This is a genomic window from Phytobacter sp. MRY16-398 (assembly GCF_003925915.1).
Classification (GTDB): domain Bacteria; phylum Pseudomonadota; class Gammaproteobacteria; order Enterobacterales; family Enterobacteriaceae; genus Phytobacter; species Phytobacter diazotrophicus.
The window spans coordinates 388,846-403,451 of the sequence record NZ_AP018756.1 but is presented as its reverse complement, the minus strand read 5'-3'; the positions used below and the strand labels follow the sequence as shown (position 1 = coordinate 403,451).

12 protein-coding genes are annotated in these 14,606 nt (G+C 53.8%); 3 read left to right on the top strand and 9 right to left on the bottom strand.

Features of this window, described 5'->3' with window-relative positions; translation table 11 throughout:
* Window positions 1–62 precede the first annotated feature (62 nt).
* The 4 genes from glgC to asd all read right to left on the bottom strand — a co-directional run bounded on the left by glgC (window position 63) and on the right by asd (window position 6,893).
* Window positions 63–1,349, bottom strand: a complete 1,287-nt coding sequence (gene glgC, locus MRY16398_RS01845) for a glucose-1-phosphate adenylyltransferase (protein WP_041851359.1) — start codon at window positions 1,347–1,349, stop codon at window positions 63–65.
* A gap of 14 nt (window positions 1,350–1,363) precedes the next feature.
* The gene (glgX, locus tag MRY16398_RS01840; RefSeq protein ID WP_125123772.1) at window positions 1,364–3,340 is read right to left on the bottom strand and encodes a glycogen debranching protein GlgX; all 1,977 of its coding nucleotides are present in this window, start codon (window positions 3,338–3,340) and stop codon (window positions 1,364–1,366) included.
* Window positions 3,340–5,523 (bottom strand): 1,4-alpha-glucan branching enzyme, encoded by a 2,184-nt coding sequence (glgB, locus tag MRY16398_RS01835; RefSeq protein ID WP_041851357.1) that lies wholly within the window; start codon window positions 5,521–5,523, stop codon window positions 3,340–3,342. The genes glgX and glgB overlap by 1 nt, the downstream gene beginning before the upstream one ends.
* A gap of 263 nt (window positions 5,524–5,786) precedes the next feature.
* Window positions 5,787–6,893 carry an aspartate-semialdehyde dehydrogenase gene (gene asd, locus MRY16398_RS01830; protein WP_041851356.1) on the bottom strand — a complete coding sequence of 369 codons (1,107 nt, stop codon included), beginning with the start codon at window positions 6,891–6,893 and terminating at the stop codon, window positions 5,787–5,789.
* A gap of 162 nt (window positions 6,894–7,055) precedes the next feature.
* Between asd and MRY16398_RS01825 the strand changes: the two genes are divergently transcribed.
* On the top strand, window positions 7,056–7,649 hold the full coding sequence (locus MRY16398_RS01825) for a YhgN family NAAT transporter (protein ID WP_041851355.1): 594 nt from the start codon (window positions 7,056–7,058) through the stop codon (window positions 7,647–7,649).
* A gap of 320 nt (window positions 7,650–7,969) precedes the next feature.
* On the opposite strand, the gene gntU is transcribed toward MRY16398_RS01825, so the two are convergent.
* The 5 genes from gntU to MRY16398_RS01800 form a co-directional block, all read right to left on the bottom strand.
* Complete coding sequence (gene gntU / locus MRY16398_RS01820; protein WP_041851354.1) at window positions 7,970–9,310, bottom strand: gluconate transporter; 1,341 nt, start codon at window positions 9,308–9,310, stop codon at window positions 7,970–7,972.
* A gap of 12 nt (window positions 9,311–9,322) precedes the next feature.
* The gene (gene gntK / locus MRY16398_RS01815) at window positions 9,323–9,844 is read right to left on the bottom strand and encodes a gluconokinase (RefSeq protein ID WP_064572416.1); all 522 of its coding nucleotides are present in this window, start codon (window positions 9,842–9,844) and stop codon (window positions 9,323–9,325) included.
* Window positions 9,845–9,980: 136 nt separating this feature from the next.
* The gene (gntR, locus tag MRY16398_RS01810; protein ID WP_041851352.1) at window positions 9,981–10,976 is read right to left on the bottom strand and encodes a gluconate operon transcriptional repressor GntR; all 996 of its coding nucleotides are present in this window, start codon (window positions 10,974–10,976) and stop codon (window positions 9,981–9,983) included.
* 102 nt (window positions 10,977–11,078) lie between these two features.
* On the bottom strand, window positions 11,079–11,774 hold the full coding sequence (locus MRY16398_RS01805) for a pirin family protein (RefSeq protein WP_041851351.1): 696 nt from the start codon (window positions 11,772–11,774) through the stop codon (window positions 11,079–11,081).
* A 123-nt stretch (window positions 11,775–11,897) separates the two neighbouring features.
* Complete coding sequence (locus tag MRY16398_RS01800) at window positions 11,898–12,935, bottom strand: oxidoreductase (protein WP_125123771.1); 1,038 nt, start codon at window positions 12,933–12,935, stop codon at window positions 11,898–11,900.
* A 298-nt stretch (window positions 12,936–13,233) separates the two neighbouring features.
* Between MRY16398_RS01800 and MRY16398_RS01795 the strand changes: the two genes are divergently transcribed.
* Both MRY16398_RS01795 and yhhY read left to right on the top strand, forming a co-directional pair.
* A complete protein-coding gene (locus tag MRY16398_RS01795; RefSeq protein ID WP_107223571.1) occupies window positions 13,234–13,875 on the top strand; it encodes a bactofilin family protein in 642 nt (213 codons plus the stop codon).
* 215 nt (window positions 13,876–14,090) lie between these two features.
* Window positions 14,091–14,582, top strand: coding sequence for an N-acetyltransferase (gene yhhY / locus MRY16398_RS01790; protein WP_041851348.1), 492 nt, complete (start codon window positions 14,091–14,093; stop codon window positions 14,580–14,582).
* Window positions 14,583–14,606: the final 24 nt, after the last annotated feature.

The following is a 14,606-nucleotide window of genomic DNA, read 5'->3' as shown; positions in this document are numbered from 1 at the left end:
AGCGGGCGCTAGCGGGAAAAACAGCGCGCGGACCCCTTCCGCGCAAGGTTATCTCGATGCTGTTACTCTTGTTGCAATTTACGCAGCATTTCGCGCGTCACCAGTACAATGCCCTCTTCGGAGCGGTAGAACCGACGGGCGTCCTCTTCTGCGTTTTCACCAATGATCGTCCCTTCCGGGATGACACAGGCCCGGTCAATAACGCAACGCCGCAAGCGACAGGAACGGCCGACCCAGACCTCCGGTAAAAGAACAGCAGAGTCGATATTGCAGAACGAATTCACACGTACCCGTGAGAACAATACCGATTGCACCACTACCGATCCGGATATCACACATCCACCAGAAACCAGTGAGTTCAGTGTCATACCGTGACTTCCCGATCTGTCCTGAACAAATTTCGCCGGTGGTAAAGATTCATTATAGGTACGTATTGGCCAGTTACGGTCATACATGTCCAGTTCAGGTACAACTGATGCGAGATCGAGGTTTGCTTTCCAGTACGCTTCGAGGGTTCCTACGTCACGCCAGTAGGGTTCTGAGTCAGGGTCCGAATGCACACAGGATAATGGGAAGGGATGTGCATAAGCCATGCCAGACTTGGTTATCAGCGGGATGATATCTTTGCCGAAATCGTGACTGGAGTTTTCATTCTTGTCGTCTTGTTCAAGCAACTCGTAAAGGTACTCAGCATCGAAAACATATATCCCCATGCTGGCGAGCGATTTCGTGCTGTCATTGGGCATAGAAGGCGGGCTGGCGGGTTTTTCAACGAACTCGATAACTTTGTCGTTTTCATCCACAGCCATAACGCCAAACGCGCTTGCCTCTTCGATGGGCACCGGCAGACAGGCCACGGTGCAACGCGCACCTTTTTCGACATGATCAATAAGCATGCGTGAATAGTCCTGCTTATAGATATGGTCACCGGCCAGAATGACGATGTACTCCGCACCATAGCGGCGAATGATGTCGAGGTTCTGCGTGACCGCATCGGCGGTGCCGCGATACCAGCTCTCACCATGCACACGCTGCTGCGCAGGTAGCAGATCGACAAATTCGTTCATCTCTTCGTTGAAGAAGGACCAGCCACGCTGAATATGCTGCACCAGCGTGTGGGATTGATACTGCGTGATCACACCAATACGACGAATACCGGAGTTAATGCAGTTGGATAATGCGAAATCGATAATACGGAACTTACCGCCGAAGTGAACCGCGGGTTTGGCGCGTTTTTTTGTCAAATCTTTAAGGCGGGTCCCGCGCCCTCCCGCAAGTATCAGGGCTACAGATTTTAATGGCAGCTGGCGCGCTAACATTAAGGGATCGTTCTTATCTAATCTAACCATGACTAACTCCTTTTTTATGACCTTTCAAAGACGCACACTCCGTGCGCGGGCCCATGCCAGACAGCCATCACTACCGGATTATCCTCACCGGCAAACGGAGGAACAGCACGCCATTCCCCTTCTGGTAGCACAATCTCAGCAACGTCATGCGTGCCGTTAATCGCCAGCAGTACACGATCGGACAGCAGGATTTGCAGGCGGTGGACACCGCTTTGCCACTCCGCAACGCTGAGAGGTTGCGCTTCCTGATTAAGCCAACGCACGTTGCCATCGCCCTCTTCCCACCATGCATCCCGGGTTAAGGCGGGAATGCGCTGGCGAAGGTGAATCAACGCGGCGGTAAATGCCATTAGCCCACTGTTTGCGTTTTGCCAGTCAAGCCAGGTCAACGCATTGTCCTGACAGTAAGCGTTGTTATTACCGTGCTGGCTATGACCATGTTCGTCACCGGCCAACAACATTGGTGTTCCCTGGGAAAGTAGCAGTGTTGTTAACAGGGCATGGACGCTTGCTCGCCTCCTTTCTGTCACGTCAAGACTGCTACTTAACCCTTCTATACCATGATTATTACTGTGGTTATTGTTAGTACCGTCGCGATTTTCCTCGCCATTCGCTTCGTTATGCTTATGGTTGAAACTCACGCAGTCACGCAACGTAAACCCGTCATGCGCCGTCACCAGATTGACCGACGCGTGGGGCAGACGCCCTTCGCGACGGAACATATCGCTGGATGCGGCAAAACGCCCGGCAAATTCCCCAGGCGAGAGTGACTGCTCCAGCCAGAAGCGGCGGGCAGCATCACGAAAATGATCATTCCATTCGGCAAATAAGGGCGGGAAATTACCCACCTGGTAACCGCCTTCGCCAATGTCCCACGGCTCCGCAATAAGCTTCACCTGTGAGAGTAACGGACAGTTTTTAATTGCCTCGAACAAGGGCGCCTGCTGGCTGAATCCCGGCGTGCGCCCCATAACCGTTGCCAAATCAAAGCGAAAGCCGTCGATATGGAACGTCTCAACCCAATATTTCAGACAGGCCAGGGCATAGGCCACGCCGCTTGGGTTGTTCAAATTCAGGGTGTTACCGCAACCGGTCCAGTTTTCATAATCACCGTCGCCCCTTATCCAATAATAGCTACGGTTATCAATTCCGCGCAGGGAGAGCGTCGGACCATGCAGGTCAATTTCAGCGCTGTGGTTAAGCACAATATCAAGGATGACTTCAATACCGTTTTGATGCAGGGACTTAACTGCCTCACGAAACTCATTGATGGCTAACTCAGGAGAGGTGGCATAACGCGGGTCAAGTGCAAACAGCGCCAACGGGTTATAGCCCCAGTAGTTGCTTAACCCCAGCCGTTGCAGACGCGGCTCGCTGATAAAATGCGACACCGGCATCAGTTCCAGCGCGGTGATACCCAGCGTCTTGAAGTGGTTGATCATGACCGGATGACCAAGGGCTTTATAGGTACCGCGGATCTCTTCTGGCAAATCCGGGTGCAGCCAGGTCAATCCTTTGACATGGGCTTCATAGATGACCGTATTGCCCCATGGCGTGCGTGGCGCGGCATCATTCCCCCAGTAAAACGCGTCATCCACGACCACGCTTTTCGGCGCGATTGCCGCGCTGTCATGCGGATCAGGAGCGTCATAGCCGCCGTGCAACAATGGGCTGTCTTTCACGTCACCGTCGACACGGCGCGCACAGGGATCGAGCAGTAACTTCGCCGGGTTAAAGCGATGCCCCTGCCCCGGTTCCCACGGACCGTGTACGCGATAGCCATAACGCGTACCAGGCCGCGCATCTGCCAGGAAACCGTGCCAGACATCGCCGCTGCGGGCGGGCAAGTCATAACGTTGTTCGTTGCCTTCGTCATCAAAAATGCACAGTTCGACTCGCTCCGCATGTGCTGAAAATAGCGTGAAATTCACGCCATTTCTCTCTACATGGGCCCCAAGTGGCGTCGCGTTGCCTGCGGTCAGTTTGGTCATCACCCCTCCCGCACAAACCAGACAGTTGCCAGCGGCGGGATCGTCACAGAGAGAGAGTGCGCCCTGCCGTTCACCGGGATCTCATCACTCTGTACACCACCGCCATTGCCGGCATTGCTGCCGTGGTAGTGCATCGAGTCCGTGTTCAGCTCTTCACGCCAGCGCCCTGGCTGGTTGATACCAAAGCGGTAGTTATGACGCGGAACCGGTGTGAAATTGCTGACGACAATGATCTCGTTGCCGGCTTTATCGCGACGTACAAAGACAAACACCGAGTTCTCATGGTCATCCACCACCAGCCATTCAAAGCCATACGGATCAAAATCCAGCTCATGCAACGCTTTGTGATGACGGTAGACGTGGTTCATATCCCGCACCAGACGCTGCACGCCGTGGTGCCAGTTATCGCCCCCTTCAAGCAGATGCCAGTCGAGGCTACTGTCATGGTTCCACTCACGCCCTTGCGCAAACTCGTTACCCATAAACAGCAGTTTTTTACCGGGGAAGGCCCACATCCAGGCGTAGTACGCGCGCAGGTTGGCAAACTTCTGCCACGCATCGCCGGGCATACGGTCAAGAATGGATTTCTTGCCGTGTACCACTTCGTCATGGGAGAGCGGCAACACGAAATTTTCCGTGTAGTTGTAGAGCATGCCGAAGGTGAGTTTGTCGTGATGGTGTTTGCGATAGACCGGATCGAGCTTCATGTAATCCAGGGTGTCGTGCATCCAGCCGAGGTTCCACTTGTACCAGAAACCCAGGCCGCCCAGTGATGGCGGACGCGAGACGCCGGCAAAGTCGGTGGACTCTTCTGCCATACTCACTGCGCCAGGAACCTGCTCGCCAAGGATACGGTTGGTGCTACGCAAAAATTCGATGGCCTCAAGGTTTTCCCGACCACCAAATTCGTTGGGGATCCACTCGCCTTGTTTACGGCTGTAATCGCGGTAAATCATGGAGGCGACCGCGTCCACGCGCAGAGCGTCGATACCAAAGCGCTCAACCCAATAGAGTGCATTGCCCACCAGATAGTTGCTGACTTCGCGGCGACCGTAGTTATAAATCAGGGTATTCCAGTCCTGATGGTAACCTTCACGCGGATCGCTGTGTTCATAGAGCGCGGTTCCGTCAAACTCGGCCAGGCCAAAGTCATCGGACGGGAAATGACCGGGCACCCAGTCCAGAATCACGTTCAACCCGGCAGCGTGGGCCGCTTTGATAAAGTAGATAAAATCGTCGCGGGTGCCAAAGCGGCGCGTCGGGGCATAGAGACCCGTCGGCTGATAGCCCCAGCTTCCGTCAAACGGGTGCTCATTAACAGGCAGCAGCTCCAGATGGGTGAACCCCATCCATTTTGCATACGGCACCAGTTGGTCCGCCAGCTCGCGGTAGCTCAGCCAGAAATTATTGTCCGTGTGGCGACGCCATGACCCCAAATGCACCTCATAGATGGAGATGGGCGCATCAAACTCGTTGGCCTTTTTACGCGCCTCTGTCTGCTCTACCTTTTCCGGCAGATCGCAAATCATGGAGGCCGTTTCCGGGCGCATCTGGGCTTCAAAGGCATACGGGTCAGATTTGATCCGCAGATTGCCATGCGCATCAATCATCTCAAACTTATAGAGCTGGCCGTTGTGCGCCCCCGGAATGAAAAGCTCCCAGATACCGCTTTCACGACGCAGGCGCATCGGATGGCGGCGACCATCCCAGTAATTGAATTGCCCGACCACGGAAACACGGCGGGCGTTTGGCGCCCAGACAGAGAAGCGAGTCCCGGTCACGCCGTCCATCGTATCGGCATGTGCGCCCAGCGTTTCGTAAGGCCTGAGGTGGGTACCTTCGGAAAGCAGCCAGGCGTCCATATCCTGAATCAATGGACCAAAGCGGTAAGGATCGTCGATAAGATTTTGCTGGCCATGCCAGATAACGGCTAACTGGTATCGAAAGGGGTTTTTGCGGCGCGGCATAACGCCACTAAAGAAACCACGTGAATCAAGGCAATCCAGATTGCCCACTTTGCGCCCGGTTTTGGGTTCGATTACCCAGACCTCGGTCGCATCAGGTAATAATGCGCGAACTTCCAGCCCGGCTTCCGTCTGGTGCATGCCGAGTACGGAAAAGGGGTCTGCAAAATGGCCTTCAATTAGCGCATTAATCACGTCTCTATCTACAAAAACAGACATGGTTTAATCCTTGTTGTCTCTGTCACACCTTCCCGGCAAGGTTATACGCCCAGCTGTGACATTCTTTTTGACCTGAACGGCGCAAGCACATAATGTGCATCCTCTCTGCTCCGTCCCACCTTCAGGCAAGATGCGTAAACACCCCACTTAAAGCATAGCCAACGCTTTATCTGACTCCCGAGAAAAATATCAACATCTGCGTACACTCCGTTAATACGCAAAAAAAAGGGGTGACAAGCACCCCTTTTTAAATAAATTTTTGATTACGCCAGTTGGCGTAGTATGCGGCGTAGCGGCTCCGCTGCGCCCCACAGGAGCTGGTCCCCTACGGTGAATGCGGAGAGGAAGTCTGACCCCATATTCAGCTTACGCAGACGCCCAACAGGGGTCGTCAGCGTGCCGGTTACCGCCGCAGGCGTCAGTTCGCGCATGGTGATTTCACGGTCGTTCGGCACCACTTTCGCCCATGGGTTATGGGCCGCCAGCAGTTCTTCGATGGTCGGGATAGACACATCTTTTTTCAATTTAATGGTAAATGCCTGGCTGTGGCAGCGCAGTGCGCCAACGCGGACACACAGGCCATCAACCGGAATCGTGGTGGTTGTGCCCAAAATCTTGTTGGTTTCAGCCTGGCCTTTCCACTCTTCGCGGCTTTGGCCGTTATCGAGCTGTTTGTCGATCCACGGAATCAGGCTGCCTGCCAACGGCACGCCGAAGTTGTCGACAGGCAGTTCGCCGCTGCGGGAAAGCTGGGTGACTTTGCGTTCGATATCGAGGATGGCAGACGCCGGATCTGCCAGTTCAGCAGCCACGAGGCCGTGCAGTTGCCCCATTTGCGCCAGCAGTTCACGCATATGACGCGCACCGCCGCCGGAAGCCGCCTGATACGTCGCCACAGAAACCCATTCAACCAGATCATTGGAGAACAGACCGCCCAGTGACATCAGCATCAGGCTGACAGTACAGTTGCCGCCAACGAAGGTTTTGATGCCTTTGTTCAGACCGTCGGTGATGACAGCCTGGTTCACCGGGTCAAGAATGATGATGGCGTCATCTTTCATACGCAGAGAAGAGGCAGCATCGATCCAGTAACCCTGCCAGCCGCTTTCACGAAGCTTTGGATAAATTTCGTTGGTATAATCGCCGCCCTGGCAGGTGACAATGATGTCGAGGGCCTTCAGCGCTTCCAGATCGAATGCGTCCTGCAACGTACCGGTAGACTTACCGCCGAACGTCGGGGCTGCCTGACCAAGCTGGGAAGTTGAAAAGAAGACCGGGCGAATGGCGTCGAAGTCGCGCTCTTCTACCATGCGTTGCATGAGTACGGAGCCGACCATTCCGCGCCAACCGATAAAACCAACATTTTTCATAGCGTATTTCCTGCGAAGGTGTGTGCTGTTAGTGCGAGCCAGTATCCAACTGGCGCTAATAGTCCACCTTACAAAATGCACGCAAAGTCGCAAGTGAAATTAATCAATGATGGGCAAGCCATCAGAAATACCGCTAATCAGCGGCAAAATGGGTAATTGATAATGAGCGAAATCATTTCGGTGGCAGTGTTGTTGATCCTGATTATGGACCCTCTCGGGAACCTGCCGATATTTATGTCAGTACTCAAGCATACTGAGCCGAAGCGCCGCCGAAAAATCATGATTCGCGAGCTGCTCATCGCACTGGTGCTGATGCTGGTTTTCCTCTTCGCGGGCGAAAATATTCTGGCGTTTCTCAACCTACGCGCCGAAACGGTCTCGATTTCCGGCGGCATCATCCTGTTTCTGATCGCCATTAAGATGATTTTCCCCAGCGAGTCCGGCAGCAGCATGGGGCTGCCGGCGGGTGAAGAACCGTTTATCGTACCGCTGGCGGTTCCGCTGGTGGCCGGGCCAACGCTGCTTGCCACCCTGATGCTGCTTTCACACCAGTACCCTAATCAGATGGGCCATCTGGTGATTGCCCTGTTGATAGCTTGGGGCGGAACCGTGGCGATCTTGCTGCAATCATCGCTGTTCCTGCGTTTGCTCGGCGAGAAAGGGGTGAACGCGCTGGAGCGTTTAATGGGGCTGGTTCTGGTGATGCTCGCAACCCAGATGTTCCTGGACGGCATCCGCCTGTGGATGAAGGGCTAGGTAAAAGCAAAACGGCAACGGAGGTAAAAGCAAAACGGCAACCTGAGTTGCCGTTTTTGGTGTTTGCTCCCTCTCCCCGTGGGAGAGGGCCGGGGTGAGGGCATCAGACCGCACCAGAATAAAAGCAAAAAGGCAACGCAAGTTGCCTTTTTTAGTGTTTGCTCCCTCTCCCCGTGGGAGAGGGCCGGGGTGAGGGCATCAGACCGCACCAGAATAAAAGCAAAAAGGCAACGCAAGTTGCCTTTTTTGGTGTTTGCTCCCTCTCCCCGTGGGAGAGGGCCGGGGTGAGGGCATCAGACCGCACCGTCTCCCTGCAATTCTTAACTCAACAACGTAAACGCAATCATCCCGACAATCGCCCCTGTGGTGCCCAGAATCGTTTCCATTAACGTCCAGGTTTTCAGCGTCTGCGCTTCGGTGGCGCCGGTAAACTTACCGAACAACCAGAAACCCGCATCATTCACATGGCTCACCACAATGGAACCACCCGCGATACAAATCGACAGGGCCGCCAGTTGCGCACCGGAAAAATGCAGTTGCTCAATCACCGGCATCACCAGACCCACCGCCGTCAAACAGGCAACGGTCGCCGACCCCTGAATAATGCGCACGGCGGCTGCCAGCACAAAACAGGTCACGGCAATCGGCAGCCCCATACCGGTCAGCGCTTCGCCCAGCGCCGGGCCAACACCGGAATCTACCAGCACCTGCTTGAATACACCGCCCGCACCAATCACCAGCAGGATAATCCCGGCAGGCTGCAATGCCTGACCGCAGATCTCCATGACCCGGTCTTTCGCCATGCCCTGGCGAATCGCCAGACCGTAGATTGCCACCAGGCAAGCCACCAGAATCGCGGTGAACGGGTGACCGATAAACTCCAGCCAGTTGTAGAGGTCCGAACCCTCTGCCACAAAACGTGCAGCGATAGTTTTCAGCCCCACCAGCACCAGCGGCAGCAGAATCAGCGACAGACTAAAGCCGAATGACGGCATTTTACCCTCGCCCAGATGCGGCTCAGTGATGTCGTCGGGGATATGCAGCGCGACATAGCGGCTGATAAAGTTGCCCCACAGCGGCCCGGCGATCAGCATTCCAGGAACGGCAGCGCACAGCCCAATCAGGATCATCCAGCCAAAGTCGGCGTGCATCTGGGAAGCCAGCAGCATCGGCGCAGGCCCAGGCAGCAGAAACGCTGCGGCTGCCGCCACGCCCGCAAACAGCGGAATCACCAGCTTCACAAGGTTAGTGCCGGTATGGCGCGCCATAGAGAAGGCAACGCTTATCAGCAACACCACCGCCACTTCAAAGAACAGCGGCAGCGCGCAAATCAACCCCGCCAGGCCAATCGCGAAATGCGCGCGATTGTGACCAAAAGATTTGAGCATCTTCACGGCAATCTGATCGACCGCGCCGGTCTCATGCAGAATTTTGCCGAACATCGCCCCTAAAGCCACCACGATGGCGAGGAAGCCCAGCGTCCCGCCCATCCCTTTTTCCATGGTCGCCGCAATCTTGATCAACGGCATACCGGAAAAAAGCCCTGCACCAATAGAAACCACCATCAAAGCAACGAAAGCGTGCATACGCGCTTTCATGACTAAAAACAGCAGCAGCAACACAGAGCCAACTGCTGTTAAAACAAGCGTCAATGTACTCACAACAAACTGCCTTTATTTGTTAATCACTTCAATTGTGCTGGCGACAACACCTTCCAGGGGCTGGTCAATGTCAACGATCAGTACGTCGCGCTCATCCGCACCCGGCTCTTCCAGGGCTTCAAACTGGGTCACCAGCATTTGCGTTTTAAAGAAGTGGCCTTTACGCGCTTTCAGGCGGCTTTCGATAACATCGAAGTCACCTTTCAGGTAGATAAAGGAGAGATTAGGGTTGCCGTCACGCAGCAGGTCGCGGTAACGTTTTTTCAGCGCCGAACAGACAATCAGCGACACTTTGTTGGTGCGCTGCATTGCAAAGGCCGCATCGTTGAGCGCCTGCAACCAGGGTTTACGGTCATCGTCATTCAACGGCTCGCCTGCGGCCATTTTCATGATGTTGGCGCGTGGATGAAGGAAGTCGCCGTCAAGAAACGCGGCATGGAGTTGATGCGCCACTTCACTGGCGACAGCGGATTTACCACTGCCAGATACGCCCATCAGGACATAGACGTGGTGATCATGGTTAGTCGTGCTCAAAGCGTAGCTCCCACAGGTACAAAGTGAATTGTTACGGGTAACAGTTATCGGTAACATTGTCCTGCCGGGGTTATGGATAAGCAATAACCATTCGTGCCAGAAGTGAATAAGTGTGAGCTACTTCAAATTTGTCAGACTAAATAGATCCACCCGGTGACAATGTGAAACCTAAATCTAACAATTTTGGCGTAACAGATTCACCACGAATGCGCGCCAGCAGGCGTTCTGCACCAATACGTCCCATACGTTCACGCGGCGTAAGGACGCTCGCCAGACGCGGCTCCATTACCTGGCCAATGTCGTGACCGTGGAACCCGGCGATCGCCATATCATCAGGAACTTTCAGCCCCAAACGCTGGCATTCGAACGCCGCGCCGACCGCAAGGTCATCGTTGGTGCAAAAAATTCCGTCCAGTTGCGAGTATTCGCGACGCGCCTGCCGCATAAGCTCAATGCCCGCGGTATAGGACGAGGACTGTTCTACCATCACGCTGTATGGCGTCAGACCCGCATCAAGCATCGCCTGCTCATACCCCTTCTGTTTGATGATAGTACGTTCGTCGAGACGTGCGCCCAGGTAGGCCACCCGGCGATGACCACGTTCAATAATGGCCGCCGTCATCTGCCGCGCCGCTTCAAAGTTGTCGAAGCCAACGGCGATGTCCAGGCAAGGCGACTTGCTGTCCATCAGTTCAACAACAGGGATACCCGCCACTTCAATCATTTTCAGCGTGCGAGGCGTATGGGTACGTTCAGTGAGGATAAGGCCGTCAATATTCCACGACAGCATCGATTCAAGCCGCTCTTCTTCCAGCTCAGGCTTATAGCCGAAGTGCGCCAGCATGGTTTGATAGCCAAACGCATCCGTCACGCTTTCGATGCCGCGCAGGACTTCTGCGAACACCTGGTTGGTTAAAGAGGGAAGCAGCACGCCAACCGCACGGCTGGTGGCATTGGAGAGAATATCCGGAGCCCGATTCGGAATGTAGCCCAGTTCATCAAGTGCAGCCGCTATTTTAGACCGAAGCGCCACGGAGACTTGCTCCGGGTTGCGTAAAAATCGGCTGACCGTCATTTTGGTCACGCCAACGCGATCGGCCACATCCTGAAGTACGGGTCTTTTCTTTTTCATCGTCCTGAATTGATAAACGGGGAAACATCAGGCCAGTTTATCACGGACAGCACGCAACCTTCTGGTGTTAACCAGAAGGTTGCGTCATTTATTTAAGCCCGATCAAACTGGCGGCAGGTCGAAAAGTAAAATTTCGCTGTCGCTATCGGCATGAATGGACAGAGCCTGCTCGTCCCAGATGGCCAGGCCATCGCTGGTGGTCGCTTTCGTGCCGTTAATGGATACCTCACCTTTCACCACCTGAATCCAGATTTTGCGGTCTGCAGAAACCTGATACACAGACTGCTCATCTTTCAACAGCGCCCAGCGATAAAGCTCCATGTCCTGATGCACTTTCAGCGAACCGTCGCGAGCATCCGGCGACAGCACCAGTTGGCGGCCCTGCGTTGCATCAAAGCGGCGTTGTTCGTAACGCGGCGTGATGCCATTTTCTTCTGGAATAATCCAGATCTGGTACAGACGCAGCGGTTCAGTGGCGCTGGGGTTGTACTCAGAGTGCCGCACGCCGGTGCCAGCGCTCATGATCTGGAACTCACCCGCCGGAACCTGTTCTTTATTGCCCATGCTGTCTTGATGCTCGACCGCACCTTGCAGTACATACGTCAGGATTTCCATATCTTTATGGGGATGGGTGCCAAACCCTTGCCCGGCATCGATCACGTCGTCGTTAATCACGCGCAGTGCAGAAAAACCCATAAAGTTTGCATCGTAATAGTTGGCAAACGAAAAGGTATGCCAGGAGTCAAGCCAGCCATGATTTGCGTGGCCACGGTCGTTTGCTTTGCGTAAATAAATCATGTTTTCACCCTCATGTTCGTTTCGATGGAGTAAGTGTGGACCCGATCGCTGACCAATCATAGAGGGTGAAAATTGACTCCTCTGTTCAAAAAAAATGAACGACTTTCGTAACCTTAAGACCACTTATTTTGCGAGGGTTACCGTGGATGGAGAGGCCTGTTCGAAGGCGCGCTCCAGGATCTCCAGGTTGGTCAGAACATCAGATTCCTTGACGTAATTATCCGCCCCGGTGATCAACGTGGCATAGAGCGCATCATAGACCCGGCCATAGTCACCAATTTCCGGTTTCAGCTCCTCACGCACCGTTTCACCCGCGTCATTCACATACTCCAGCACGCCGATACTGTCATCTGCCGCAAATCCCGCTTCACCAGGCATGATATTGGCCTTCAGGCTGGTCTCCTGCTGGTCGATGCCGTACTTGATAAATGATCCTCTGGTCCCGTGGACAATAAACTTCGGATAGTCGATTTTGACCAGATAGCTGGTTTTTACGATGGCTTTCAGATCGCCATAAAAGAGCTGCGCTTCAAAGGTGTCATCCGGGTTGGCCTTGTTGCGCAGGCTACGAATGTCATACGCCACATGGTCCGGGCGACCAAACAGTGAAATAATTTGATCCATCGTATGCACGCCAAGCCCGTAGAAGGATCCGTCCTGCGGCAGGCCCGGTTTCGTTTCTGCAACCGGGCGGTAGTAATCGAAGTGGCTCTCCACTTCAACAATTTCACCTAACTTGCCGCTCTCAATGGCTTTTTTGGCCATCAAAAAACAGGTGTCAAAGCGGCGATTCTGATACGGCGTGACGGTCAGGCCTTTGCTTTTTGCCAGTTCAAAGAGGGTGACGGCTTCGGCAATCGTTGGCGTGAATGGCTTTTCTACCAGCACGTTTTTCCCGGCTTCCAGCGCCCGTTTCGCGTACTCAAAATGGCTGTCCGCGTGGGTACAAACAATAACCAGCCTGACCTGCGGATCATTGAGCACCTCATCAAGATCGCTGGTGAAGTGAATATGCTGATACTGCGGATGCTGTTCTTCCGGTTTCGCATGGCGGCGAAAGATATGCGCCACATGCCAGGTATCTTTGCGATTCAGAACGTAAGGGAGGTGGTAGCGGGTGGTGCTTTTACCAAAGCCGATAAATGCGCAATGCAGAGTCATAATGCTGTCCTTGTTTAGCGTCGCAGCCTTAAACCTTAGCGCAAGACGCCCACCGATAAAAACCACTGTCATCAACGAACAAGACATACAGCCAAATCATCCTGAACTTACGATGCATTTACCGTGATTATAAAAGCAGAATAAACAACCACTTCCATTCTTAAAATCCTCTGACACGTCTTGATCTCATTGACCAAATTGCCGATAAAAGTGCCGCGAAAAGCAGGATGTTTCTCGCAATAACGGGTCAGCCACGCATCGGGCTGGCTGCCATGGAAAGCGGCTCAGGGAAGTATGCATGGACAGAAAATATCTCCTGCTAAACCTCACCCTTCTGGTCTGGCTGTTTGCGCTTTTGGCCTGGTGCGTTGGCGCATCCTCGCTGGCGCGTTACGCAGGACTGCTGGCCTTTGCCACCTTTAGCGCTTTTATCCTGAGAGGATTCATAACAGGCATGTTCAAAAAACATAAAAACAGCGAAAACCCCGGCGCGATAGCTGCCACCCCTTCTACCGTTAATCAACACCAGGCCGAGACGGAAACATCTACGGTGATCGCCCGTGATGTTCATCTTGAAGGCAATATTGCTTCATCCAGCCCGGTGTACGTTTACGGCAGCGTACGGGGTGATATCGACGTGAAAGAGAGTCTGGTCAACGTCATGCGTGAAGGACGGGTCGAAGGCAACATTAACTGCCAGCAATTGATTATCGACGGCGCCGTGACAGGCCAGTGTACGGGCGATGCAGTAGATATTGCCGAAAACGGTACGCTAACCGGCACGCTGGTTTATCGCACGCTGAGCATAAAACAGGGCGGCACCTTTACAGGCCAGGCGGAACTGCGTGCCCCACGACAGGAGCAGACGAACGTTGTGGGGCTGGTGCTCGACACCACCACGGAGGGCGCAAGCAAAAAGGCTGAGGGAAAACGCAGTTAAAAAAAAAAGCCAGCACCCGGCTGGCTAAGAAATACTGGAAGCAATGTGAGCAATGTCGTGCTTTCAGGATTACCGCATCGGTTTCCCTGAACGCATGGTAATAATAATCATTATCATTCGCACTTGTCTACCCTTTTTTGCAAAAAATGGCAGTTGACGCACTTTGTAAACTTCGTGATGTTGAAGAGGATATTTCACTAAAAGAGGAAAAAGGAATGAGTGACATTGTGATACGCCATATTGAAGCCAGCGATGCAGAAGCATTACGCCACATCAATTCACATCCTGGGGTGTATCACGACACGCTACAAATTCCTCATCCTTCCATGGCGATGTGGCAAGAAAGGGCCGCCGTCAAACCAGGCCGACGCCACCTCGTTGCCTGTCTTGACGAAGAGGTCGTCGGACACCTGGCTCTGGATATCATGGAAAATCCCCGGCGCGGCCACGTTGCCACCTTTGGAATTGGCGTTTCAGCGGAAAAGCATGGGCGTGGCGTAGGCAGCGCGTTAATGCGCGAAATGGTGAACCTGTGCGACAACTGGCTGCGAATAGAACGTATTGAATTGACCGTCTTCGTTGATAATGCGCCAGCGCTGACGCTGTATCAGAAGTTTGGTTTTGAAATTGAAGGAACCGGAAAGCGCTTCGCCCTGCGCAACGGCGAATATGTGGACGCCTATTTTATGGCACGGATAAAACAGTAAGCCTCCACGATTAACAAACCGCTC